The sequence below is a fragment of the Proteus sp. G3927 genome (assembly GCF_963894685.1).
Classification (GTDB): domain Bacteria; phylum Pseudomonadota; class Gammaproteobacteria; order Enterobacterales; family Enterobacteriaceae; genus Proteus; species Proteus mirabilis.
In genome coordinates, this window is the sequence record NZ_CAWQGX010000035.1 from 25,308 (window position 1) to 49,198 (window position 23,891).

A 23,891-nucleotide genomic window follows, 5' to 3' on the forward strand; every position below is an offset into this window, starting at 1 on the left:
GGCTAATCTCCTTGTTTACGCTTACTTTGATGAGCGGGAGTATGTTGTTCATGGTGACCATAGAAAACGGCAGCGCGTTCATCATCAGTAATAACGGTAAGTGAACGTGGATCGTCGTCGTCGTGAAGATCAGGGCCTGATAAGCTGATATGACGCAATACGCCACCAAAAGCATGCTCTAAATTCTTTTGGGTAAAGGTGGTTTCTGTTGGCCCGCTATCAAGCACTGTTCTATTAATTAAAATAACGTGATCACAAAACTCGGGTACACTACCTAAGTTATGAGTTGATACTAATACTAGGTGACCTTCTTTACGCAAGTTACGTAATAATTCAATAATGGCATTTTCTGTTTTTACGTCCACGCCAGTAAAAGGTTCATCTAATAGCAGTACGGTGCCTTCTTGTGCCATTGCTCGTGCTAAGAATACCCGTTTTTTCTGCCCACCAGATAGCTCACCAATTTGGCGATGTCCAAGGCCTGATAAACCGACACGCTCTAAACAAGCTTCAACCACTTCATGATCTTGTTTCGATGGAATACGAAAAAAACCCATTTTTCCATAACGTCCCATCATCACCACATCAGAAACCAGTACAGGAAAGTTCCAGTCAACTTCCTCTGTTTGTGGCACATAAGCAATCATATTCTGTTTAAGTGCTTGCTGAATAGGTTGATTATTTAATGTTACGGTACCTTTTGAGGGTTTGACTAATCCCATAATGGTTTTAAAAAGTGTGGATTTACCACTACCGTTGATGCCCACTAGGGCACAAATTGTGCCACCAGTGATAGAGAAACTTGCATCATAAATAGCAGTGTGACCGTTGTTATAGGTTACCGTTGCATTATCAACAGTAAGAGTAGGATTTATTTTTTTATCATTCATTGTCCAAATCCTTTCGCAATGGTATCGACAGTAATATTAAGTAGATCAATATAAGTAGGGACTTCTCCACCTGGGGCAGAAAGTGAGTCTACATAAAGAACGCCACCATATTTTGCACCAGTCTCTTTACTCACTTGTTTAGCAGGTTTATCGGAAATCGTACTTTCGCTAAACACGACAGGAATATGGTGTTCTCTTACGGTATCAATCACGTATTTTACTTGTTGTGGGGTGCCTTGCTCTTCTGCATTAATTGGCCATAAATACACTTCTTTAAAACCATAATCATTGGTTAAATAGCTAAAGGCACCTTCACTCGTTACTAACCAGCGTTTTTCTTCAGGAATACGCGCTAATCTTGCTCTTAATGGCGCATCAAGTTGTTTAATTTGTTCAGCGTAACGCGCGGCATTTTGGTTATAAATTGCGGCATTATCTGGATCGTGTTCAACGAGCGCTTTACGAATATTTTCGATATAAATTAATGCATTATTAGGCGACATCCATGCATGTGGGTTTGGGTTGTTTTTATAAGCCCCTTCACGAATAGGCATAGGGGTAATACCTTCAGTGACAACGACCGCAGGCACATTACGTAATTCATTGAAAAAACGTTCAAACCAACGCTCAAGGTTTAACCCATTCCATAAAATAAGATCAGCTTTTTGCGCTTTGACAATATCTTTTGGTGTTGGTTGATAATCATGAATTTCTGCACCGGGTTTGGTGATAGATTCAACAACGGCAGCATCGCCAGCAACATTTTGTGCGATATCTTGGATAATAGTAAAAGTCGTGACAACTTTTAGCTTATCTTTTGCCTGTGCAGGGGTTATAAAGAAGATTGAGGCAACTAAGCATAATGCCGTAAGCGAAATTTTATTTACAGAGCGGAACATATCCATATTATATAGCCTTATAATTTTCGTGGAATTCTCTAACTGATAATGATTATCAATATCATTTCAAAAAAGTCAAGTTATCTCTGTGTGAAAGTGAAAATAGCTATTTGATAACAGCTGATACTAAGATAACAGCATGTATTTCAATAAATGTTAAGTAAATTGTCGTCTTTCTTTATAAAAATTAACAATCGATGGTAACTATTGGTGTGAAAGGTTGTTTAATACTCACAATTGATGAAATTTACAGCCAAATCATGGCTTACTGCTGGTTAAGGTATCTGTTTTTATGAGAGAAGCTTATCCTTAGTCCATTTTTTTAATGGACAGCGTTAGGTTTGTGTTTTTTAATAATCTCCTATAAAGCATAGGGCGAAATGATGAGGATAACGTGTGAAGACCAACATAATATTTCCTTTGGCAATTTTACTGCTGGCAGGGTGTGCAGATCCCAATCACCAAACGGCGAAAAAAGAGACACCGCGATTTTTAAATAGCCAGCCTGTAGAGCACAGAGTTAATAATGCCTCAATTTCTACTGCTCAATGGAAAAACACCCCTTTTGATGAGCATATTAAACAAGCTTCAGCCCGTTATGGTGTTGATGAAACCTTAATTAAAGCCATTATTCAGGTAGAATCTAATTTTAGGCCAGAAGTGATAAGTAAATCGAATGCGGTTGGATTAATGCAAATAAAGGCATCCACAGCGGGGAGAGATATTTATCAAAATAGAGGAAAAGCAGGGCAACCAACCACCGCTCAGCTAAAAGATCCGGCTACTAATATTGATTTAGGTACTGCTTATATTCAATTATTAAGAGAGCGCCATTTATCTGGGATCTCCAATCCTGAAACACTCTATTACGCGACTATTTTGGCTTATGTGAATGGGGCGGGTGCATTACTCAGAACTTTTGATAAAAATAGAGATGCGGCGATTGCCAAAATTAATGCCATGAGCGCGGATGATTTTTATCGTTACGTTGAAAAAAATCATCCAGCATCTCAAGCACCACGCTATTTAGCGAAGGTCAAAGCAGCTTATCATTTAGCGGATAACTTTTCTGATAAGCTGGCAGCAGCCGCTGATTGAGCTTGTTGTAATAAAGCGGGGAGATCAGCAATGATTTCAAGTACACCATTAATCATAAACTGAACTCCCATGCAAATTAATAAAAATCCCATAACACGAGAAATGGCATCAATACCACTGTGACCGAGATAGCGCATAATACCGGTTGAACCGCGCAGTGAAAGCCAAACAATCAGGCTAATTAAAAAGAAAGTGGTAATAGGTGCAACGTACAATACCCATTGCGCAATATCTGTACGTGAAGGAATTGATGCTGCTGTACTGATGATCATCGCAATTGTTCCCGGCCCTGCGGTACTTGGCATGGCTAAGGGCACAAAAGCAATATTGGGCGCCTGAGGATTTCGATGCGGATTTTTTTCTTCTGAAAGCGGATCGTCCACATTGGGAGTATGGGGAAATAACATACTAAAACCAATAAAAGCAACGATCATCCCCCCAGCAATACGAAGGCCTGGAATAGAGATACCAAAGGTCGTCATTATTACACGACCCGCATAAAAAGCGATGGTCATAATAATAAAAATATAGACACATGCCATAAAGGATTGTTGATTACGCTGTTCCTTGGTCATATTCCCCGACAGACCAAGCCAAAGCGCGACCGTGGTGAGTGGGTTAGTTAGCGGTAGAAGTAAAATAAGACCAAGACCGATAGCCTGAAAAAACTGGTAAACAGAGTACATAGAGTGTAAAGGCTCCTAACAACAGGTAATTAAGGCTACCGATCATAGCAAATAAATAGTAATAATAGTGTTGATATCAAGAAATATTTTTATATTTATAAGAAGGTTATAGGTATTTTTTCATTAACCACTCAAGATGTGTTTTCACCGCTTGCCAATCATAATCGGTAATACTATAGATACAGGTATCTCTGCGTTGACCGTTGGTGGTTAAACGATGATTACGTAATATGCCATCGAGTTTTGCACCTAAACGCTCAATTGCTCTACGACTGGTTTGATTTAAGATATGAGTGCGGAATTCAACAGCAATACATTGCAGATCTTCTAATGCATATTTAAGTAATAGATATTTCGCCTCGGTATTAATACCCGTTCTTTGTACCTCTTTTGCATACCATGTTGAACCAATCTCTACTCGAGGTGTATGGTTATCTACGTTCATATAGGTCGTCACTCCCACCACACGCTCACGGCGTTTATCAATAACGGCAAAAGGAAGCATTACTCCTTGTTTTTGTAATTGTCTTTTATGCTCAATATCTTGTTTTAATGTAGTGACAGAAGGAACTGTGGTAAACCAAAGTTCATCAGGCCTATCTTTAGCAATCAGTTCACGTAATGGTGATGCATGCTCCATGCTTAATGGTACTAAACGTACTAAATTACCTTCTAAGGTAGTCCAGTCTGTTATCTTTCTCATAGGCGATTCTCTAAGTCGGTGTATTAAATAGTTTCAAGGCAAGAATACTTTTTATACATAACAAATTTATTAATTGGTACGCTTATTTTAACGGTGATTAAAAATAGCTTAAGAATTTGTTTTTGTATAAAGAGAAAAATAACGTCATGAGTGTTTAACAACAGAGAATGACAGCTTAGCAACAGGGCAGGATACCGATGTCATGCTAATCTATACTTATTCGATAATCTTAATGAAGATATAGCAATAAAATAATAGGTAGCAATATGACAGACACCACCAACACCATCGAATGGGATGACTTTTTACGGGTAGAAATGCGGGTTGGCACAATTATAAGTGCTGAAATAAATAAAAAAGCTAAGAAACCCGCTTATGTAATGGAAGTCAGCTTGGGAGAGCTAGGGACTAAACGCTCTAGTGCGCAAATTACCGTGAATTATACCCCTGAAGAGCTAATTGGTCGCCGAGTTTTATGTGTTTGCAATTTTCCTATTAAGCGGATTGCAGGGATCAAGTCTGAGGTGTTGATTACCGGGGCTGCTGATGAAAACGGTGCTATCGTTCTCGCAGAATTTAATTTACCTGTGCCTGATGGGGCTCGTTTAGCATGATCTATAGCTAATTGTCCTTTTCTTTTAACGCTCACAGCGATTTTGTTGTAGTATTTATTTCACTGTGAGCGTTAATGTGTAAGGGGATGTTTTGTTATTACCTGAATTACATTTGCGATGTTATACACAAGATACGGTATCACATCAGCATGAGAATATCTGGCAGATCATCTTTGGCTTAACCGGAACGATGGAAGTTAATTTCAATCGGCAAGATTTTCTTATTTCTCAACAAAACTATTTAATTATCCCACCTACCATCGATCATGCTTTTGCTGGTCATCTCAATAATAAAAATCTTATTTTAGAACTTCCTGTCACATCACAGTGGCGACTGAATGAAAGAGGGGGAATGTTTGCCTTATCACCCGCAGCAATAGGATTATTAGCGTGGGTACATCAATACCCTCAAGCGCCAGAACATCATTCCACTCTCGCACGTCTGCTATTAGCCCAAATGAAAGTACAACCAAGCTGGGGGGATAAATTAGATCTCTGGCTAGAAGATAAACTGCATATGCCATTAACAGCTTCTGATATTGCTGGTGCATTAAACATATCAATCAGTACGCTACAGCGCAAAGTAAAAGCGGAATTAGGCATATCTATTATGCAGTATGTGATGCAAAAGCGACTCGCTAAATCCGCAGAGTTGCTCAAATACACATCATTAACGATTGAAAATATTGCTTTAGCGGTAGGGTATGATTCACATTCGGCTTTTAGCCAAGCTTTTCGTCAATACTTTCATAAAACCCCCAGTGAATATCGACAGTAAACGACTTACTGATAAAAATGCTGACTTTTGATATGTGATTTATTAATTAATTTTATTAATTTATTTTTTATTCTCTATTTATTGTGGATAAATAGAGAATAACAAGGTTATATTATTTGTATAGTCTTTTTTTGAATGTATTTCATTGATTATTAATATTTTTTGTCAAAATCTATATGTATTGCTAAAATAATATTAACTAATATTTTTAAATTGGATATGTAAATGAATTTAATAATAAAGGGGCTTCTTTATCCTTTTTTTGTTTTCTTTTCAGCATATGCATTATCTTTTGGGTGCAGTGTTGATAATGGATATGATATTGAGTCTGGTAATTATAATATTTATGTGCAATTAGAGGCTGAGGTGCAACCTTATCAGAATTTAATTGTTGATCTCTCTAGGCATTTAAAATGTTGGAATAGTTATGGTGGATGGCAAGATGTTGACCATATCAATTTAGAACCAGGGACGGGCTTATCTGGGCCACTATTTAATTTTAGTGGTTCAGTATATTGGTATGGAAATACATATTCATTACCTTTAAATAGTGCGACTAAAGTTTTACATATCGGTGATCTTACCCCTATGCCGATGCCGATGATGTTGTATTTAACGCCTATAAATAACTCACCAGCAGGAGGAGTACTCATTAGATCGGGTGAAACTATTGCAACTATTAATATGTATAAAATAGCGGATTGGGATGGTGGTAATCCTAAATATTTTACGTGGGAAATAGTGTCTAAATATGATGTTACAATGCCAATTAGTGGATGCGACGTTAGTAGCCGAAATGTCAATGTTAATTTACCTCCTTACCCAGGCGAAGCACCGGTCAATTTAAATATTCACTGCGCGCAACCACAAAATATATCATTTTATCTTTCCGGACAAACCACTGATGATGATACAACCTTTATTAATTTAGCAGGCTCTGCAGGGGAAGTCTCTAAAGGTATGGGGGTTCAATTAATGCGTAATGGATATGTAATCCCTGCTAATAAAGCAATATCTTTAGGTAGAGTTAATTCGTCGACTTCATTAGGTTTAAAGGCGAGGTATGGTATGACTGGCGAGCGTGTAACTGCTGGAAAAGTAAAATCAATTATAGATGTTAACTTTATATATGAGTGAATTATTTATTAATTTAATATCTATGATTTTAATTAGCGTAAATAGCAAATGGAGACAGATATACTCGCGCAATTAAAAGCATATATAATTTGTTGTTGCTATGATAATATCACGCTTGAGTTATAGCAGTATGCCAAAGCACTTTTATTATCCTAAACACTTTGGTGTACATAACTTGCAGAGTGAAGCAAGTAACTGCTAATAACGTATTAAATTTTAAAGTAAAATTAAGAATGCATGTGATCTTGCGTATGGGTCACCACTGTAACTAAGGATTTTAAATGCCAATTATTACTCTTCCTGACGGGAGCCAACGTCAATTTGAAAATGCAGTCTCTGTCATGGATGTCGCTGCAGATATCGGTCCTGGACTTGCCAAAGCCTGCATTGCAGGGCGCGTTAATGGTGAGCTGGTGGACGCTTGCGAATTAATCGAGCAAGATTCACAACTGGCGATTATTACCGCAAAAGACGATGAAGGTCTTGAAATTATTCGTCACTCTTGTGCCCACTTATTAGGACACGCAATTAAACAGTTATGGCCACAAACCAAAATGGCGATTGGTCCTGTTATCGAAAATGGTTTCTACTATGATGTGGATTTAGATCATTCTCTGACGCAGGAAGATTTAGAAACGTTAGAAAAACGTATGCTAGAGTTGGCGAAAACAGATTACGATGTCATTAAAAAACGCGTAACTTGGGCACAAGCACGGGAAACTTTTGTTGCTCGTGGTGAAGATTATAAAGTCGCTATCCTTGATGAAAATATCAGTCAAGATGCACACCCAGCACTTTATCATCACCAAGAATATATTGATATGTGCCGTGGCCCCCATGTGCCAAACATGCGTTTCTGCCATCACTTTAAATTACAGAAAATCGCAGGTGCATACTGGCGCGGTAATAGCGATAACAAAATGCTACAACGCATTTACGGTACCGCTTGGGCTGATAAGAAACAGTTAAAAGCTTATTTAGAACGTTTAGAAGAAGCCGCTAAACGTGATCACCGTAAAATAGGTAAACAACTTGATTTATATCATATGCAAGAAGAAGCGCCGGGTATGGCTTTCTGGCATAATGATGGTTGGACTATTTTCCGTGAGTTAGAAACATTTGTACGTTGCAAATTAAAAGAATATGATTATCAGGAAGTAAAAGGTCCATTTATGATGGATCGTGTTCTTTGGGAAAAAACAGGTCACTGGGAAAACTACAAAGAGAATATGTTCACTACTTCTTCGGAAAACCGTGAATATTGTATCAAACCTATGAACTGCCCAGGCCACGTGCAGATTTTTAAACAAGGTCTACGTTCTTACCGTGATTTACCATTACGTATGGCTGAATTTGGTAGCTGTCATCGTAATGAACCCTCTGGTGCATTACACGGTTTAATGCGTGTTCGTGGCTTTACACAAGATGACGCACATATCTTCTGTACAGAAGAACAAATTTTAAGTGAAGTAAATAACTGCATCAAATTGATTTATGATGTATATTCTACTTTCGGATTTGAAAAAATCGTTGTTAAGCTGTCTACTCGTCCAGAAAAACGCATCGGTGAAGATGCTTTATGGGATATTGCAGAAACAGACTTAGCAAAAGCCTTGACTGATAACAATATTGAATTTGAATATCAGCCGGGTGAAGGGGCGTTTTATGGCCCTAAAATTGAATTTACACTTTACGACTGTTTAGATCGTGCATGGCAGTGTGGTACAGTACAGCTGGACTTCTCATTGCCAGGTCGATTAGGCGCTTCTTATGTTGCTGAAAATAATGAGCGTAAAGTACCTGTTATGCTTCACCGAGCGGTGTTAGGATCATTAGAACGTTTTATCGGTATTCTAACTGAAGAATACGCAGGATTCTTCCCGACTTGGTTAGCACCACAGCAGGTTGTCGTGATGAATATCACGGATGGACAGGCTGATTATGTACAAAAACTCGTCAAAGAATTGCAAGATGCCGGAATTCGTGCAAAAGCAGACTTGAGAAATGAGAAGATTGGCTTTAAAATTCGTGAACATACTTTACGTCGTGTTCCGTACATGCTTGTTTGCGGTGATAAAGAAGTCGAATCAGGCAAAGTAGCGGTTCGTACTCGTCGAGGTAAAGACCTTGGCAGTATCGACGTTAACGATTTTAAAGAAAAACTTCTGCAAGAAATCAGAAGCAGAAGTCTTCATCAGTTGGAGGAATAAGGTATTAAAGGCGGAAAAAGAATTCAATCAACGCGTCAGAATCGTATCAATGGTGAGATTCGCGCTCATGAAGTTCGTTTAACAGGTTTAGACGGCGAACAGATTGGAGTTGTTAGTCTGAAAGAGGCTCTTGAGAAAGCCGAGGAAGCAGGTGCTGATTTAGTTGAAATCAGTCCTAATGCCGAGCCGCCAGTTTGTCGTATTATGGACTACGGCAAATTCCTCTATGAGAAAAGTAAGACTCTCAAAGAACAGAAAAAGAAACAAAAGGTTATTCAGGTCAAGGAAGTTAAATTCCGTCCTGGTACAGATGAAGGCGACTATCAGGTCAAACTACGCAACCTGATTCGTTTTCTTGAAGATGGCGATAAAGCCAAAGTCACACTGCGTTTTCGTGGTCGTGAAATGGCACACCAACAAATCGGTATGGAAATGCTTAATCGCATCCGTGAAGATTTGGATGAACTGGCTTCTGTTGAATCTTTCCCTAATAAGATTGAAGGTCGTCAGATGATCATGGTGCTAGCGCCGAAGAAGAAATAGTTAGGCAATTCAAGTAATAGCGTCAGTCTTTATTGACTGACTGCTATTCGCCTTATTATTTTATGTTATTAACAATGCGAAGTGGATTATAGAAATGCCAAAGATTAAAACAGTACGCGGTGCAGCTAAACGCTTTAAAAAGACTGCAGGTGGTGGTTTTAAGCGTAAGCACGCTAACCTCCGTCACATTCTGACTAAAAAATCAACTAAGCGTAAACGTCATTTACGTCCAAAAGGTATGATCTCTAAAGGAGATTTAGGCCTGGTCGTAGCTTGCCTACCATACGCATAAGTATCAGTTTTTTTAACAGAATTATAGACATTAGGAGTGTTATATGGCTCGCGCTAAACGTGGTGTTATCGCCCGTGCTCGTCACAAGAAAATTTTAAAGCAAGCTAAAGGTTATTACGGTGCACGTTCTCGTGTATATCGTGTAGCTTTCCAGGCTGTTATCAAAGCTGGTCAATATGCGTACCGTGACCGTCGTCAGAAAAAACGTCAGTTCCGTCAGCTGTGGATTGCGCGTATCAACGCAGCAGCTCGTCAGAACGGCATGTCTTACAGCCGTTTCATCAATGGATTAAGAAAAGCATCTATTGAAATCGACCGTAAGATCCTGGCGGATATCGCTGTATTCGACAAAGCTGCATTTGCTGCTTTAGTTGAAAAAGCGAAAGGTGCTCTGGCTTAATTAAGTCAATGGAAGAGGGAGTTAACTCCCTCTTTTATTTTGTCTAAATTTGTGGCTTAATGGTAAAATTCAATAAGTTACACATAATGAGAATGTCTCAATGTTAAATATCGCTTTTTTCCGCTTCTTTTTTTACTTTAGCGCCTAATTTTGGGGGCTTTTGCGCGTAAGAAAAGAAACGAAAAGTAGCGCCGGAGCCTCCATTTTGGAGGCTTTTTTGTTTTCAGTACTCAAACTTGAGTTCAGAAATCAAAAGGGCAATTTTTTAATCGTCATCATTGATAACAACTAATAGACCTCATCAGGTCAAAGGAAGAGGAAACGATGCCACATCTCGCTGAACTCGTTGCTCAAGCTAAAGCAGCTATCGAAGAGGCACAGGATGTTGCTGCGCTGGATTCGGTTCGTGTTGAATACTTGGGGAAAAAAGGTCATTTAACGCTCCAGATGTCCACGCTGCGCGACTTACCCGCTGAAGAGCGTCCAGCTGCTGGAGCGGTCATTAATCAGGCAAAACAAGAGGTTCAGCAAGCACTGAACGCTCGTAAAGAACAAATGGAATCAGCACTATTAAACGAACGTTTAGCGGCTGAGAAAATTGATGTCTCTTTGCCTGGACGTCGTATTGAAAATGGTGGTCTGCACCCTGTTACTCGCACAATTGAACGTATTGAAACTTTCTTTGGCGAATTAGGGTTCTCTGTGGAATCAGGCCCTGAAATTGAAGATGACTATCATAACTTTGATGCGTTAAATATTCCTGCTCATCACCCTGCAAGAGCTGATCATGACACTTTCTGGTTTGATGCTAAACGTTTATTGCGTACTCAAACCTCTGGTGTACAAATTCGCACTATGCAAAATAAACAGCCACCGATCCGCATTATTGCACCTGGCCGTGTTTATCGTAATGACTATGACCAAACACATACTCCAATGTTCCATCAAGTTGAAGGCTTAATTGTTGATAAAGACATTAGCTTCACTAATTTAAAAGGAACACTGCACGATTTTCTGAAAAACTTCTTTGAAGAAGATATGGAAATTCGCTTCCGCCCATCCTATTTTCCATTTACAGAGCCTTCAGCCGAAGTTGATGTAATGGGTAAAAATGGCAAATGGTTAGAAGTCTTGGGCTGCGGTATGGTGCATCCAAATGTGTTGCGTAATGTAGGTATCGATCCTGAAGTTTATTCTGGTTTTGCTTTCGGGATGGGTATGGAACGCTTAACTATGTTACGTTACGGTGTCACCGATTTACGTTCATTCTTCGAAAATGATCTTCGTTTCCTCAAACAGTTTAAATAAGGTGGGATTATCTCATGAAATTCAGTGAACTTTGGTTACGTGAGTGGGTAAACCCAGCAATTAGTAGCGAAGAGCTTTCTGAACAGCTAACCATGGCTGGCCTTGAAGTTGATGGTGTAGAGCCTGTTGCCGGTGATTTTCACGGTGTTGTTGTGGGTGAAGTGGTTGAATGTGGACAACACCCAAATGCAGATAAACTACGAGTGACAAAAGTCAATGTCGGTGGTGAGCGTTTATTGGACATCGTGTGTGGTGCGCCAAATTGTCGCCAAGGCTTAAAAGTTGCTGTAGCAACGGTTGGGGCGGTATTACCGGGTAACTTTAAAATTAAAGCAGCCAAACTACGTGGTGAGCCTTCAGAAGGTATGCTGTGCTCTTTTTCTGAATTAGCTATCTCAGAAAACCATGAAGGCATTATCGAATTACCTGCTGATGCACCTATCGGTACCGATATTCGCGAATACTTAAAATTAAATGATAATGCGATTGAAATCAGCATTACACCAAACCGAGCAGATTGCTTAGGTATTATGGGTGTTGCTCGCGATATCGCGGTCATTAATAAAATGACATGCCAAATCCCTGATATGTCACCAATTGCAGCCACTTCTTCAGGGACATTTCCTGTGCGAGTTGAAGCACCACAAGCTTGTCCTCGCTATTTAGGTCGTGTTTTCACTAATGTGAATGTGAAAGCGAACACACCATTATGGATGCAAGAAAAATTACGTCGTGGTGGTATTCGCTCTATCGATCCAATCGTTGATATCACTAACTTTGTCTTACTTGAAATGGGACAACCATTACATGCGTTTGATCTTGACCATGTCGATGGGGCTGTGGTTGTTCGTATGGGCAAAGAGGGTGAAAAACTAACTTTACTTGATGGTAATGAAATCACCTTAAAAGATGATGTACTGGTTATTGCTGATGAAAAACAAGCATTAGGAATGGCAGGTATTTTCGGTGGTGAATCTTCTGGTGTTAATGAAGAAACTAAAAACGTATTTTTAGAGTGCGCATTCTTCTCTCCATTAGCGATCACCGGCCGTGCACGTCGTTATGGTTTACATACCGATGCATCTCATCGTTTTGAGCGTGGTGTTGATTCAGCGCTGCAATATCAGGCCATTGAGCGAGCAACGAAATTATTACTCGAAATTTGTGGTGGTGAAGTGGGTGAAATTATTGATGTCACCAATGACAGCTATTTACCCCATGTCGCTCCTATCAAATTAACACGTGCAAAATTAGACCGTTTATTAGGTCATGTTATTGATGATGAACAAGTTGTTGATTCGTTAACACGTTTAGGTTTTGGCGTCACCGTTGAAAATGACGGGTGGTTAGCCACTGTGCCTTCATGGCGTTTTGATGTTGAAATTGAAGAAGACTTAATTGAAGAAGTTGCACGTATTTACGGGTATAACAATATTCCAGATGTACCTTTACGTGCCGATCTGATTATGACAGACCACCGTGAAGCGGATCTGCCATTAAAACGTGTAAAAACCATGCTGGTTGATAATGGATTCCAAGAAGCTATCACTTATAGCTTTGTTGATCCGAAGATCCAAAGCTTACTACATCCTAATGAAGAAGCGTTGATCTTACCTAACCCAATTTCTGCCGATATGTCAGCCATGCGTTTGTCATTGTTGACCGGATTATTAACCACAGTGGTTTACAATCAGAACCGTCAACAGGCTAGAGTTAGGTTATTTGAAGCAGGTCTGCGTTTTGTTCCTGATAATCAAGCAGAATATGGAATACGTCAGGAACTTATGCTAGCTGGTGTGATCGCGGGCAACCGTTATGAAGAACATTGGACTTTAGAGAAGCAAACTGTTGATTTCTTTGATTTGAAAGGTAATATTGAATCAATTCTGGAATTGACAGGCCAGTTAGATGAAATTACATTTAAACCAGCCAATCATTCAGCGCTCCATCCGGGACAAAGTGCTGAGATTTATCTGAGAAATGAATATATTGGCTGTATTGGTGTTGTTCACCCAGAGCTTGAACGTAAACTTGATTTAAACGGCCGTACGGTAGTATTCGAAATACGTTGGGACGCAATCGCAAACCGCAATTTACCGCAAGCGAAAGCTGTTTCACGTTTCCCTTCGAATCGTAGAGATATCGCTGTAGTTGTTCCAAATGATGTGGCTGCAGAAGATATTTTAGCTGAATGTAAGAAAGTTGGCGGAAATCAAATAGTTGGCATAAACTTATTTGACGTGTATTGTGGTAAGGGAGTAGCGGAGGGTTATAAGAGCCTCGCTATTAGCTTAATCTTGCAGGATATCGAGCATACTCTGGAAGAAGATGAGATTGCTGCCACAGTCAATACCTGTGTTGCAGCATTGAAACAGCGATTCCAAGCATCCTTGAGGGACTAGACCTATGGCGCTTACAAAAGCTGAAATGGCAGAAAATCTGTTTGAAAAACTTGGCGTTAGCAAACGCGATGCAAAAGACCTTGTAGAAGCCTTTTTTGAGGAAGTGCGTCGTTCTCTGGAAAATGGAGAACAGGTGAAGCTGTCTGGATTCGGAAACTTTGACCTACGTGATAAAAATCAGCGCCCAGGTCGTAACCCGAAAACAGGGGAAGATATTCCTATTACAGCCCGCCGTGTTGTAACTTTCCGCCCGGGACAAAAGTTAAAAAGCCGGGTTGAAAATGCGACACCAAAAGAGTAATACTTAAACACCAAAACGGCTTTCTATTGAAAGCCGTTTTTTTTGCGACTTACTTCTACGATTTACTCCTTCTATTTTTCTTTTGCTTATCTGTGATAGCGCCTAATAGTCATTTTATTGTTTAAATAAGATGTGCTTGAGGGGAATAATCATTGGTTTAAAATTAATCATACTGGAAGGTTTATTTCCTTAGGATAGAAAATTATATTTTCTTCATTGAAAGGGACTGTGTTATGTTGCCCTACATTTATTAGCAATATATTTATAAAAATAGCGTAATTTATGGGCTATTTACTAAACAATATGAATAATCAATATGATGATCCGCTTAATCAATTACGAAACAAACAGCAAATTAGTGATAAGCTAAAACTCACTTTGCTGGTGTTAGTTTTATTTGTTCTTATTGTTATCTCACTTTCAGCCGGTGAAATTTGGTTATTCCCCAATAAATGGCTCACTGAAGAAGCTAGTTTATTTATTTGGCAAATTAGGCTTCCAAGAATATTGGCTGTGATGATGGTTGGCGCAAGCTTAGCTATTGCTGGTGCCATTATGCAGGCAATCTTTGAAAATCCGTTAGCAGAGCCGGGACTTTTAGGTGTAAGCAGTGGTGCGGGTGTTTGTGTTGTGTTACTGATTGTTTTCCAATTAGGAACTGCATACTGGTTAATAAGCAGTGCCGCGATATTAGGGGCTTTGGGGATCACCTGCTTATTAATGTTTTTCTCACAAATAAAAAAGCTATCTAATGCTCAATTATTATTAATAGGCGTAGCATTAGGGGTATTAGCAAGTGCTGTTATGACTTGGCTGGTCTATTTTAGCTCTGCGTTAGATTTAAGACAATTAATGTACTGGCTTATGGGGAGCTTTAGTGGCATTGACTGGCGCCACCAAATATTATTTTGGGCATTACTTCCAATCATCACACTTCTTATTTGGCAAGCCGATATTTTAAATTACCTTTCTCTGGGGAGTTTTGAAGCCAAAAAACTCGGCATCTCTGTGATTATATGGCGTAATTGGTTTATTTTAACCGTTGGTTTATTAATTGGTTTTAGCGTTGCTCTAGCCGGCGCAATTAGTTTTGTCGGGTTGATTGTACCGCATTTATTACGATTGTCTGGTATCACACATTATAAAACCTTGTTACCGGGCTGTGCTTTAACGGGAGCGAGTTTACTGATATTCGCTGATTTAATATCAAGGCTGATGTTAAATGGCGCAGAAGTCCCTATTGGCGTGATAACTGCCACCTTAGGCGCACCTCTTTTTATTTGGTTATTAGCCACTAAACAGATGGAGCGCTTATAATATGGCACAATTAAAACTATATAAATTAGCTGTCAATAAAAGACTATATGGTATTACTGAACAAGTTAATGATGGCGAACGCATTCATTTAATTGGCGCGAATGGGGCGGGTAAAAGTACGTTGTTAATGGCCATTGCTGGTGAAGTTTCATACGTTGGAAATATATTTTTAAACGAAACTTCAATGAGAGATTATAAAATTGCCGAACTTTCTAGAATACAAAGCGTTGTTAGACAACAATCGTTAGCTTTGCCATTTATGCCAGTGTTTCATTATCTTTCTTTATCCTATCAGTTATCAAAAATGGATATTCAAGAATTGAATGCACTATTAAGCGATTTTCAAATCAATAAATTATTGTCAAAAAATATTCATCATTTATCTGGTGGGGAATGGCAACGCGTTCGGATTGTTGCCACTTTTATACAATTATGGTCAAGCGATGATTTAACAGGAAAATTAATGATGCTTGATGAGCCGACAAATAATTTAGATATTGTACAACTTACTTTATTGGATAAATGGCTAGATAAATTTTGTCTACAAGGTGGCAGTATTATTATGAGTACTCATGATTTGAATCATTCTTATCTAAAAGCAGATAAGTTATGGTTTATGTTAGAGGGAAAAATAATCAACTCAGGTGACTCAGCACTTTTGTTGGATGAAAATTTATTATCTACTACATTTAATACTAAGATTAGATGTAATAGATCAGCAAATAGTGTAATTTGGCAAGTAATAGAGTGATGTTATTGAGTCAGAGTCTGCGCATCGGAAATTATTAAGCCTTCTTTAAGGCTTTCTTAATAACAACGGGTGCTGTGAAACAGCAAATTGTATATAATTAGTTTTTATTCATTCATTAATTAGGCTACATTTTTATGAGTCACTTTCTTCCATTCTCCCGTCCTGCTATCGGGGATGAAGAGATTAAAGCAGTTGAAAGCGTTTTACGCTCCGGCTGGATCACAACAGGTCCCCAAAATCATCAGCTAGAACAAGATTTTTGTGAAAAATTTGGTAGCAAACATGCTATTGCGGTTTGTTCTGCAACAGCGGGTATGCATGTTGTTTTGATGGCGATGGGAATAGGGCCTGGTGATGAAGTTATTACACCTTCCCAAACTTGGGTATCAACTATCAATATCATTACGTTATTAGGCGCAGAGCCAGTAATGGTCGATATTGATCGTGACACATTAATGGTTAGCGCTGAATCGGTAAAAAAAGCGATTACCCCAAGAACCAAAGCAATTATCCCTGTGCATTATGCCGGAGCGCCTTGTGATCTTGATGCACTCAGAGCGGTTGCTGATGAGGCGGGCATTCCTCTAATTGAAGATGCAGCACATGCGATAGGTACTCGATATAAAGATGAATGGATAGGTGAGAAGGGAACTTCTATTTTTTCTTTTCATGCTATTAAAAATGTCACTTGTGCCGAAGGTGGATTAGTTGTTACGGACGATGATGAATTAGCCAATCGAGTCCGTTGCTTAAAATTTCATGGTTTGGGTGTTGATGCTTTTGATCGTCAAATCCAAGGACGTAAACCTCAAGCGGAAGTCGTTGAGCCTGGTTATAAATATAATCTCTCGGATATTCATGCTGCTATCGCGGTAGTGCAATTAAGTCGCTTAGAAGAAATGAATGCTAAACGTGCTGAGTTAGTTGCCCTTTATCGTGAAAAACTTCAAGATTCACCATTGGAAATGTTAAGTGTGCCGGAATATCCACACTTACATGCTAACCATCTCTTTATGGTCAGAGTTGATAAAAATGTCTGTGGTATCGATCGTGATACATTTATGGAAAAACTCAAACAAAAAGAGATTGGTACAGGGCTTCATTTCCGTGCTGCGCATACACAAAAATATTATCGTGAGCGCTACCCTTCGTTATCCCTTCCTCAATCAGAATGGAACTCTGCAACGTTATGCTCGCTGCCACTGTTTCCTGATATGAGCAATAAAGATGTTATTCGCGTTGTCGATGCGATCAATGAAATTCTTTCGGAGCATATCTAGTGTCAACATTTGAAAAAATCAATAAAGTATCAGTCGTTATTCCCGTTTATAACGAGGAAGAGAGTCTCCCACAGCTTTTAGAGCGAACAATCAAAAGCTGTAAACAGTTAGAACAAGAGTATGAGCTGATCCTTGTTGATGACGGAAGCAGCGATAATTCAGCAAAAATGCTAGAAGAAGCTGCCAACATTGAAGATAACCATGTTATTGCGATTATTTTAAATCGCAACTATGGTCAACACTCCGCTATTATGGCGGGTTTTAACCAAGCTGACGGGGATTTAGTCATTACCTTAGATGCTGATTTACAAAACCCACCAGAGGAGATCCCTCGTTTAGTGGCAACCGCAGAAGAGGGGTATGATGTTGTCGGAACTCGACGCCGTAACCGTCAAGATTCGTGGTTTCGTAAAACGGCCTCTAAAATGATTAATGCCATGATAACCAAGGCAACAGGTCGTTCAATGGGAGATTATGGTTGTATGTTAAGAGCATATCGTCGTCATATTATTGATGCGATGTTGCAATGCCATGAGCGTAGTACTTTTATCCCAATTTTAGCGAATACCTTCGCTCGTCGTACGATTGAAATTGAAGTCGCTCACGCTGAGCGTGAATATGGTGATTCAAAATACAGTTTCTTAAAACTCATCAATTTGATGTACGACTTATTAACCTGTCTGACAACTGCACCATTACGTTTATTAAGTGTCGTAGGTAGTGTGATTGCTGTTGCCGGCTTTTTACTTGCCGTATTACTGATTGTACTACGACTTATTTTCGGTGCAATTTGGGCGGCAGACGGAGTGTTTACACTCTTTGCTATCTTATTCATGTTTATCGGTGCGCAGTTCGTTGCAATGGGTCTATTAGGTGAATATATAGGCCGAATTTATAATGATGTAAGAGCGCGTCCTCGGTATTTTATCCAAAAAGTGGTTGGCGTTAAAAAACCCAACAAAAATCAGGAAGAAGACTAATGAAAGCAATAGTATTTGCCTATCATGATATTGGCTGTGTTGGTTTAAAAGCACTTGAAAAAGCGGGTTTCGATATTCAAGCTGTATTTACCCATACTGACGATCCTAACGAAAATCATTTCTTCTCATCCGTAGCGCGTGTTAGCGCAGAAATGGGATTAACCGTGTTTGCTCCAGAAAACGTTAATCATCCATTATGGATTGAGCGTATTCGTGAGATGAAGCCAGATGTCATTTTCTCTTTCTATTATCGCCATATGCTAAGCGATGAGATCCTGAATTTAGCACCTAAAGGTGCATTTAATTTACATGGCTCTTTATTACCTAAATATCGCGGTCGTGCACCTATCAATTGGGCCATTGTCAATGGTGAAACTGAAACAGGTGTCACTTTACATAAAATGACGGCTAAAGCAGATGCTGGTGATATCGTTGCACAAGAAAAAGTAACGATTGAAGATACTGATACTTCATTAATTTTACATGAAAAAGTCAGAGAAGCTGCGGCGAAATTAATGGCTCATACGTTACCGCATATCGCCTCAGGTAACTATTCAACAACAGCGCAAGATGAAAGCCAAGCAACTTATTATGGTCGTCGTTGTGCTGATGATGGTTTAATTGACTGGAATGCAGATGCTAAAACGGTTCATAATTTAGTTCGTGCCGTTACTGAACCATACCCAGGTGCTTTCACTTTCTTAGGTGAGCGCAAAATGATTATCTGGCGCGCACGTCCAGTGGCAGATAACCAAGGTAAACGTCCGGGTACTGTTATTTCGACTAAGCCTTTAGTTATCGCATGTGCGAAAGGTGCAATTGAAGTTATCACAGGTCAAAGTGAAAATGGTCTTTATGTTCAAGGCAGCCGTTTAGCCACTGAAATGGGGATCGTGACAGATGTACGCGTTGGACCAAAAGCAACAGCACAAGTCAAACGTCGTCAACGTGTACTGATTTTAGGTGTCAATGGCTTTATTGGTAACCACCTAACCGAGCGTCTATTAAAAGATGGTAACTATGATATCTACGGTATGGATATCGGTTCATCAGCAATTGAACGCTTTATTGGTAACCCTCGTTTCCACTTTATTGAAGGTGATGTCAGCATTCATACAGAATGGATTGAGTATCACATCAAGAAATGTGATGTGATCTTGCCATTAGTAGCGATTGCAACACCGATTGAATATACCCGTAATCCATTACGTGTATTTGAATTAGATTTTGAAGAGAACTTAAAAATTGTTCGTTATTGTGTTAAATACAATAAACGTATTATTTTCCCATCCACATCAGAAGTATACGGTATGTGCGATGATAAAGAGTTCGATGAAGATAATTCACGCTTAATCGTTGGTCCTATTAATAAACAACGTTGGATTTACTCTGTTTCTAAACAGTTATTAGACCGAGTTATTTGGGCTTATGGTGCTAAAGAAGGGCTGAAATTCACTTTATTCCGTCCATTTAACTGGATGGGGCCACGTCTTGATAACTTAAATTCAGCGCGTATTGGTAGCTCTCGTGCAATTACTCAGTTAATTTTGAACTTAGTGGAAGGTTCACCGATTAAACTGGTTGATGGTGGTGAGCAAAAACGTTGTTTCACTGATATTAATGATGGTATTGAAGCATTATTCCGCATTATTGAAAATCGTGATAACAAATGTGATGGTCAGATCATCAATATCGGTAACCCAACTAACGAAGCAAGTATTCGTGAGCTAGCAGAAATGCTGTTAGATTGCTTTGAAAAACATGAGTTACGCGGTCACTTCCCTCCATTTGCTGGCTTCAAGAAAATCGAAAGTAGCAGCTACTACGGTAAAGGCTATCAAGATGTTGAACACCGCAAACCAAGCATCAAAAATGCTGAGCGTCTGTTAGATTGGAAACCAACTATCGAAACACGCCAAACGGTAGAAGAGACATTAGACTTCTTCTTACGTGGTGCAGTTGAAGAGTTAGGTAATAAGTAATGAAGAAAGTTGGCTTGAGAGTCGATGTGGATACTTATCGAGGTACAAAAGAAGGTATTCCACAATTGCTGGATGTCTTTAACAAGCATAACATTCAGGCCAGCTTTTTCTTCAGTGTCGGTCCAGATAATATGGGGCGCCATTTATGGCGCCTTTTAAAACCGAAATTTCTGTGGAAAATGCTAAGGTCGAATGCCGCTTCATTATATGGACTGGATATTCTATTGGCCGGTACGGCGTGGCCGGGTAAAAAAATTGCCAAAAATTTAGGCTATTTGATGAAACAAACCCAAGATGCGGGGCATGAAGTCGGATTACACTCATGGGATCATCAAGGTTGGCAAGCTAAAGTAGGCCGTTGGTCAACAGAAGAATTAATGCAACAGGTTCGTTTAGGTGTAGAAGCACTGGAAAAAGCACTTGAAAAACCTGTAAAATGTTCTGCGGTTGCTGGGTGGCGTGCTGATGAACGTGTTCTAATGGTTAAAGAAGCTTTCCAATTTGACTACAATAGTGATTGTCGGGGAACGCATCCATTTAGGCCAGTTCTAGAAAATGGTTCTATCGGTACAGTGCAAATTCCAGTAACATTACCAACTTATGATGAAGTGGTCGGTACTAAGGTAAAGGACGAAGATTTTAATCAATTTATTATTGATGAAATCAAAAAAGATCAGGGTATACCTGTTTATACTATTCATACCGAAGTTGAGGGAATGTCAAAAGCGGCTCAATTTGAGCAGTTATTGGCAATGATTGCAAACGAAGGCATCGAATTCTGTCCATTAAGCCATCTACTACCACAAGATATAGACATGCTTCCGATGGGTAAAGTTGTCCGATCTGACTTTCCAGGTCGAGAAGGCTGGTTAGGGTGCCAACAAGAGGTCTAACAAAACTATGTTGAATAACCGGGCGAGTAAAATCGGGGCCATCCTCTTGGCTCTTTTTTTTGTTCTTACCTACTTATTTCCATTGAACAGCCGGTTATTATGGCAACCTGATGAAACACGTTATGCGGAAATTAGCCGTGAAATGGTGGTGAGCGGGAACTGGATTGTTCCCCATATGCTTGATATCCGCTATTTTGAAAAACCAATAGCAGGTTACTGGATTAATAATATTAGCCAGTTAATATTTGGCCACACCAATTTTGCCGTACGCTTTGGTTCAGTTATTTCTATTCTATTAAGTGCGTTACTTATTTATTTATTAGCACGAATGATGTGGCGTAATCGCCAAGTCGCTTTTGTGGCTAGCTTAATTTATTTATCCATGTTTTTGGTGTTTAGCGTCGGAACTTATAGCGTACTTGATCCGATGTTAGCGCTTTGGGTTACTGCAAGTATGGTGTGTTGTTTTTGGGCGTTGAAAGCAACCACGGCAAAAACGCGTATACTGGCATGGATAACGCTAGGTTTAGCTTGTGGTATGGCCTTTATGACCAAAGGCTTTTTGGCATTAGCTATCCCTGTTATTGTGATGATCCCTGTAACCCTTTACCAAAAACAGTTCACTCGGATGTTACTCTATGGTGTGCTTGCTGTTTTAAGTGCGGCGTTAATTAGCTTGCCATGGGTTTTAGCGGTGGCGAAGGCTGAGCCTGATTATTGGCATTATTTCTTTTGGGTTGAGCATATCCAGCGTTTTTCTGGTGATGATGCTCAGCATAGTTCTCCTTTCTGGTATTACATCCCTATAATTTTACTGGGTGTTATTCCTTGGCTTGGATTATTACCAGGGGCACTAACTAGTGCATGGAAGAAGCGCCGTAAGCGTCCTGAACTCTTTTTCTTACTATGTTGGTTTGTAGTACCTTTCCTATTTTTTAGTATCGCGAAAGGTAAATTACCTACTTACATGTTGCCATTTATGGGACCATTGGCGATGTTAATGGCCAAATACGGTGTAGACTGTGCTAGAAAATTTAAAATGAAAGCACTGCGCATTAATGGCTATATTAATATTTTTATTGGTGTCGCTGCTGTTGTTGCAATATTAATTATTCAATTGGTTTCTTCTAAACCTATCTATATGCCTTATGAATGGTCAAAATGGGTATTAGCGATAGTCGCTTTCTCATTATGGGGCATCATTGGTTATCTCTGCTCTACATTAAATGGTAAACATTGGCTATGGGCAGCCTCTTGCTCTTTAGGGGTAAGCTTATGTATTGGGCAAGCCATTCCCAATAGCTCTATTGATGGCAAATTACCACAAGAGTTTATTCGCCAAAATATCGATACCCTCAATGCGAGCAAATATATAGTCAGTAACAGCGTTGGTGTGGGGGCTGGATTAGCTTGGGAATTGCAACGTAGCGATATCTACCTTTATGAGAGAACAGGGGAATTAACCTATGGAATTGAATATCCAGATTCTCAACATAGATTACTAAAACCTGAAAGTTTTGAGCAATGGTTAGAAAATGCCAGAAAAGAAGGTAATGTCTCTGTGGTGATCACTTATAAAGATCCGAAGAAACTGGCGCAGATGCCACGACCTGAAGAGTTAGTGACGAATCGTCGTATGGCTATTTTGACCTATGAGAAACGTAAGTAATGGCCTTTTTTTTGTTACTTATTGTTAGTTTGCTAACCTGTATTGGCCAAGTTTGTCAGAAACAAGCAGTGGTGAGTTGGCAAAATAATTCAACCACTAAAGCCAGAAAGACGATTTTCTGGCTTATTACTGCCATCGCTATGCTAGGCTTTGGCATGTTATTTTGGTTACGTTTACTGCAAATCCTCCCACTTAGTATTGCTTATCCGATGTTGAGTATTAACTTTATTGTCGTCACTTTGATAGGCCAATTTATCTATAAAGAGACGGTTAATGTGAAACATTGGGTTGGTATTGCCTCGATTATGTTAGGTATTGTGTTAATGAGTATGCAGTCATGAAAAACGGTTACTTATGGGCCATCGCCAGCGCATTATTAGTCACAGTTGCACAACTGCTGTTAAAAATAGGTATGTCAGAATTACCTGATCTGCAATTAGAAAAACAGTGGTTTGATCTTCATTGGTTATGGGCAAACATAATACCTATCAGCGTTGTTTTCGTGGGACTGATTGGCTACGTACTGTCAATGGTTTGTTGGTTATTGACTTTACGTACAATCCCCCTAAACAAAGCTTATCCACTCATCAGCCTTAGCTATGTCTTTGTTTATATTCTCGCGGTGGTTTTACCTTGGTTTCAAGAAACACTGTCGTGGTCTAAAACAATAGGTATCATTTTTATTATGCTAGGTGTTTGGTTAATAAGCCAAAAAACGGAGCAAACAACATCGCATTAGCTTAACTGATCAAGTGTTA

Annotated in this window: 25 protein-coding genes and 1 other annotated feature; of the genes, 21 read left to right on the forward strand and 4 right to left on the reverse strand. The window is 39.4% G+C overall.

Annotated elements, in window-relative coordinates; all coding sequences use genetic code 11:
* Positions 1-2 precede the first annotated feature (2 nt).
* Both AACV00_RS17150 and AACV00_RS17155 read right to left on the reverse strand, forming a co-directional pair.
* Positions 3-890, reverse strand: coding sequence for a manganese/iron ABC transporter ATP-binding protein (locus AACV00_RS17150; protein ID WP_004251467.1), 888 nt, complete (start codon positions 888-890; stop codon positions 3-5).
* The gene (locus AACV00_RS17155; RefSeq protein ID WP_004242594.1) at positions 887-1,795 is read right to left on the reverse strand and encodes a metal ABC transporter substrate-binding protein; all 909 of its coding nucleotides are present in this window, start codon (positions 1,793-1,795) and stop codon (positions 887-889) included. The genes AACV00_RS17150 and AACV00_RS17155 overlap by 4 nt, the downstream gene beginning before the upstream one ends.
* Before the next feature lie 390 nt (positions 1,796-2,185).
* Between AACV00_RS17155 and AACV00_RS17160 the strand changes: the two genes are divergently transcribed.
* Positions 2,186-2,887 carry a transglycosylase SLT domain-containing protein gene (locus AACV00_RS17160; RefSeq protein ID WP_004242595.1) on the forward strand — a complete coding sequence of 234 codons (702 nt, stop codon included), beginning with the start codon at positions 2,186-2,188 and terminating at the stop codon, positions 2,885-2,887.
* On the opposite strand, the gene AACV00_RS17165 is transcribed toward AACV00_RS17160, so the two are convergent.
* Both AACV00_RS17165 and AACV00_RS17170 read right to left on the reverse strand, forming a co-directional pair.
* A complete protein-coding gene (locus AACV00_RS17165) occupies positions 2,839-3,573 on the reverse strand; it encodes a MarC family NAAT transporter (protein ID WP_004242597.1) in 735 nt (244 codons plus the stop codon). The genes AACV00_RS17160 and AACV00_RS17165 overlap by 49 nt on opposite strands.
* 106 nt (positions 3,574-3,679) lie before the next feature.
* Positions 3,680-4,276 (reverse strand): GNAT family N-acetyltransferase, encoded by a 597-nt coding sequence (locus AACV00_RS17170; protein WP_004242600.1) that lies wholly within the window; start codon positions 4,274-4,276, stop codon positions 3,680-3,682.
* Positions 4,277-4,542: 266 nt separating this feature from the next.
* Here AACV00_RS17170 and AACV00_RS17175 point away from each other — a divergent pair, with 266 nt between their 5' ends.
* From AACV00_RS17175 to arnF, 20 genes are all read left to right on the forward strand, one after another.
* Entirely contained in the window at positions 4,543-4,890 is a 348-nt protein-coding gene (locus tag AACV00_RS17175) for a tRNA-binding protein (RefSeq protein WP_004242601.1), read from the forward strand.
* Between the two features lie 91 nt (positions 4,891-4,981).
* Complete coding sequence (locus tag AACV00_RS17180) at positions 4,982-5,668, forward strand: helix-turn-helix transcriptional regulator (protein ID WP_012367831.1); 687 nt, start codon at positions 4,982-4,984, stop codon at positions 5,666-5,668.
* Between the two features lie 225 nt (positions 5,669-5,893).
* The gene (locus AACV00_RS17185) at positions 5,894-6,805 is read left to right on the forward strand and encodes a fimbrial protein (protein WP_004251460.1); all 912 of its coding nucleotides are present in this window, start codon (positions 5,894-5,896) and stop codon (positions 6,803-6,805) included.
* A gap of 281 nt (positions 6,806-7,086) precedes the next feature.
* On the forward strand, positions 7,087-9,015 hold the full coding sequence (gene thrS / locus AACV00_RS17190; RefSeq protein ID WP_004242605.1) for a threonine--tRNA ligase: 1,929 nt from the start codon (positions 7,087-7,089) through the stop codon (positions 9,013-9,015).
* A gap of 3 nt (positions 9,016-9,018) precedes the next feature.
* Positions 9,019-9,558 carry a translation initiation factor IF-3 gene (gene infC, locus AACV00_RS17195; protein ID WP_012367833.1) on the forward strand — a complete coding sequence of 180 codons (540 nt, stop codon included), beginning with the start codon at positions 9,019-9,021 and terminating at the stop codon, positions 9,556-9,558.
* Between the two features lie 94 nt (positions 9,559-9,652).
* A complete protein-coding gene (rpmI, locus tag AACV00_RS17200) occupies positions 9,653-9,850 on the forward strand; it encodes a 50S ribosomal protein L35 (RefSeq protein ID WP_004242608.1) in 198 nt (65 codons plus the stop codon).
* Between the two features lie 43 nt (positions 9,851-9,893).
* Positions 9,894-10,250: a 50S ribosomal protein L20 gene (gene rplT / locus AACV00_RS17205; RefSeq protein ID WP_004242609.1), complete on the forward strand. Its 357-nt coding sequence runs from the start codon at positions 9,894-9,896 to the stop codon at positions 10,248-10,250.
* A 99-nt stretch (positions 10,251-10,349) separates the two neighbouring features.
* Positions 10,350-10,472, forward strand: a sequence feature (Phe leader region).
* The gene (gene pheM / locus AACV00_RS17685; protein ID WP_120655563.1) at positions 10,351-10,398 is read left to right on the forward strand and encodes a pheST operon leader peptide PheM; all 48 of its coding nucleotides are present in this window, start codon (positions 10,351-10,353) and stop codon (positions 10,396-10,398) included. (Overlaps the previous feature by 48 nt.)
* Before the next feature lie 102 nt (positions 10,473-10,574).
* Positions 10,575-11,558 (forward strand): phenylalanine--tRNA ligase subunit alpha, encoded by a 984-nt coding sequence (gene pheS / locus AACV00_RS17210; RefSeq protein WP_004242610.1) that lies wholly within the window; start codon positions 10,575-10,577, stop codon positions 11,556-11,558.
* 14 nt (positions 11,559-11,572) lie between these two features.
* A complete protein-coding gene (pheT, locus tag AACV00_RS17215; protein WP_108717007.1) occupies positions 11,573-13,960 on the forward strand; it encodes a phenylalanine--tRNA ligase subunit beta in 2,388 nt (795 codons plus the stop codon).
* 4 nt (positions 13,961-13,964) lie between these two features.
* A complete protein-coding gene (gene ihfA, locus AACV00_RS17220) occupies positions 13,965-14,261 on the forward strand; it encodes an integration host factor subunit alpha (RefSeq protein WP_004242612.1) in 297 nt (98 codons plus the stop codon).
* Positions 14,262-14,543: 282 nt separating this feature from the next.
* Complete coding sequence (gene btuC, locus AACV00_RS17225; RefSeq protein ID WP_004251448.1) at positions 14,544-15,578, forward strand: vitamin B12 ABC transporter permease BtuC; 1,035 nt, start codon at positions 14,544-14,546, stop codon at positions 15,576-15,578.
* Position 15,579: 1 nt separating this feature from the next.
* Positions 15,580-16,329, forward strand: a complete 750-nt coding sequence (locus tag AACV00_RS17230; RefSeq protein ID WP_004242614.1) for a vitamin B12 ABC transporter ATP-binding protein BtuD — start codon at positions 15,580-15,582, stop codon at positions 16,327-16,329.
* 134 nt (positions 16,330-16,463) lie between these two features.
* Positions 16,464-17,609 (forward strand): UDP-4-amino-4-deoxy-L-arabinose aminotransferase, encoded by a 1,146-nt coding sequence (gene arnB, locus AACV00_RS17235; RefSeq protein WP_004251446.1) that lies wholly within the window; start codon positions 16,464-16,466, stop codon positions 17,607-17,609.
* Positions 17,609-18,589 (forward strand): undecaprenyl-phosphate 4-deoxy-4-formamido-L-arabinose transferase, encoded by a 981-nt coding sequence (gene arnC / locus AACV00_RS17240; RefSeq protein WP_004242618.1) that lies wholly within the window; start codon positions 17,609-17,611, stop codon positions 18,587-18,589. Before arnB ends, arnC begins: the two co-directional genes overlap by 1 nt.
* Positions 18,589-20,571, forward strand: a complete 1,983-nt coding sequence (gene arnA, locus AACV00_RS17245; RefSeq protein ID WP_004251444.1) for a bifunctional UDP-4-amino-4-deoxy-L-arabinose formyltransferase/UDP-glucuronic acid oxidase ArnA — start codon at positions 18,589-18,591, stop codon at positions 20,569-20,571. Before arnC ends, arnA begins: the two co-directional genes overlap by 1 nt.
* Positions 20,571-21,464 carry a 4-deoxy-4-formamido-L-arabinose-phosphoundecaprenol deformylase gene (arnD, locus tag AACV00_RS17250; RefSeq protein WP_004242622.1) on the forward strand — a complete coding sequence of 298 codons (894 nt, stop codon included), beginning with the start codon at positions 20,571-20,573 and terminating at the stop codon, positions 21,462-21,464. Before arnA ends, arnD begins: the two co-directional genes overlap by 1 nt.
* Before the next feature lie 7 nt (positions 21,465-21,471).
* Entirely contained in the window at positions 21,472-23,133 is a 1,662-nt protein-coding gene (gene arnT, locus AACV00_RS17255) for a lipid IV(A) 4-amino-4-deoxy-L-arabinosyltransferase (RefSeq protein WP_012367836.1), read from the forward strand.
* Entirely contained in the window at positions 23,133-23,474 is a 342-nt protein-coding gene (arnE, locus tag AACV00_RS17260; RefSeq protein WP_004242624.1) for a 4-amino-4-deoxy-L-arabinose-phosphoundecaprenol flippase subunit ArnE, read from the forward strand. Before arnT ends, arnE begins: the two co-directional genes overlap by 1 nt.
* Positions 23,471-23,872: a 4-amino-4-deoxy-L-arabinose-phosphoundecaprenol flippase subunit ArnF gene (gene arnF / locus AACV00_RS17265; protein ID WP_004251439.1), complete on the forward strand. Its 402-nt coding sequence runs from the start codon at positions 23,471-23,473 to the stop codon at positions 23,870-23,872. Before arnE ends, arnF begins: the two co-directional genes overlap by 4 nt.
* Positions 23,873-23,891 lie beyond the last annotated feature (19 nt).

What these genes read in the sequence shown, in the direction of transcription:
- AACV00_RS17175 (WP_004242601.1), top strand. Translation starts at nt 4,543, where the DNA reads ATGACAGACACCACCAACACCATCGAATGGGATGACTTTTTACGGGTA.
- btuC (WP_004251448.1), top strand. Translation starts at nt 14,544, where the DNA reads ATGGGCTATTTACTAAACAATATGAATAATCAATATGATGATCCGCTT.
- AACV00_RS17185 (WP_004251460.1), top strand. Translation starts at nt 5,894, where the DNA reads ATGAATTTAATAATAAAGGGGCTTCTTTATCCTTTTTTTGTTTTCTTT.
- AACV00_RS17155 (WP_004242594.1), bottom strand. Translation starts at nt 1,795, where the DNA reads ATGGATATGTTCCGCTCTGTAAATAAAATTTCGCTTACGGCATTATGC.
- pheT (WP_108717007.1), top strand. Translation starts at nt 11,573, where the DNA reads ATGAAATTCAGTGAACTTTGGTTACGTGAGTGGGTAAACCCAGCAATT.
- arnF (WP_004251439.1), top strand. Translation starts at nt 23,471, where the DNA reads ATGAAAAACGGTTACTTATGGGCCATCGCCAGCGCATTATTAGTCACA.
- AACV00_RS17165 (WP_004242597.1), bottom strand. Translation starts at nt 3,573, where the DNA reads ATGTACTCTGTTTACCAGTTTTTTCAGGCTATCGGTCTTGGTCTTATT.
- ihfA (WP_004242612.1), top strand. Translation starts at nt 13,965, where the DNA reads ATGGCGCTTACAAAAGCTGAAATGGCAGAAAATCTGTTTGAAAAACTT.
- AACV00_RS17170 (WP_004242600.1), bottom strand. Translation starts at nt 4,276, where the DNA reads ATGAGAAAGATAACAGACTGGACTACCTTAGAAGGTAATTTAGTACGT.
- rpmI (WP_004242608.1), top strand. Translation starts at nt 9,653, where the DNA reads ATGCCAAAGATTAAAACAGTACGCGGTGCAGCTAAACGCTTTAAAAAG.
- arnE (WP_004242624.1), top strand. Translation starts at nt 23,133, where the DNA reads ATGGCCTTTTTTTTGTTACTTATTGTTAGTTTGCTAACCTGTATTGGC.
- thrS (WP_004242605.1), top strand. Translation starts at nt 7,087, where the DNA reads ATGCCAATTATTACTCTTCCTGACGGGAGCCAACGTCAATTTGAAAAT.
- pheS (WP_004242610.1), top strand. Translation starts at nt 10,575, where the DNA reads ATGCCACATCTCGCTGAACTCGTTGCTCAAGCTAAAGCAGCTATCGAA.
- AACV00_RS17230 (WP_004242614.1), top strand. Translation starts at nt 15,580, where the DNA reads ATGGCACAATTAAAACTATATAAATTAGCTGTCAATAAAAGACTATAT.
- arnT (WP_012367836.1), top strand. Translation starts at nt 21,472, where the DNA reads ATGTTGAATAACCGGGCGAGTAAAATCGGGGCCATCCTCTTGGCTCTT.
- AACV00_RS17150 (WP_004251467.1), bottom strand. Translation starts at nt 890, where the DNA reads ATGAATGATAAAAAAATAAATCCTACTCTTACTGTTGATAATGCAACG.
- arnD (WP_004242622.1), top strand. Translation starts at nt 20,571, where the DNA reads ATGAAGAAAGTTGGCTTGAGAGTCGATGTGGATACTTATCGAGGTACA.
- arnA (WP_004251444.1), top strand. Translation starts at nt 18,589, where the DNA reads ATGAAAGCAATAGTATTTGCCTATCATGATATTGGCTGTGTTGGTTTA.
- rplT (WP_004242609.1), top strand. Translation starts at nt 9,894, where the DNA reads ATGGCTCGCGCTAAACGTGGTGTTATCGCCCGTGCTCGTCACAAGAAA.
- arnB (WP_004251446.1), top strand. Translation starts at nt 16,464, where the DNA reads ATGAGTCACTTTCTTCCATTCTCCCGTCCTGCTATCGGGGATGAAGAG.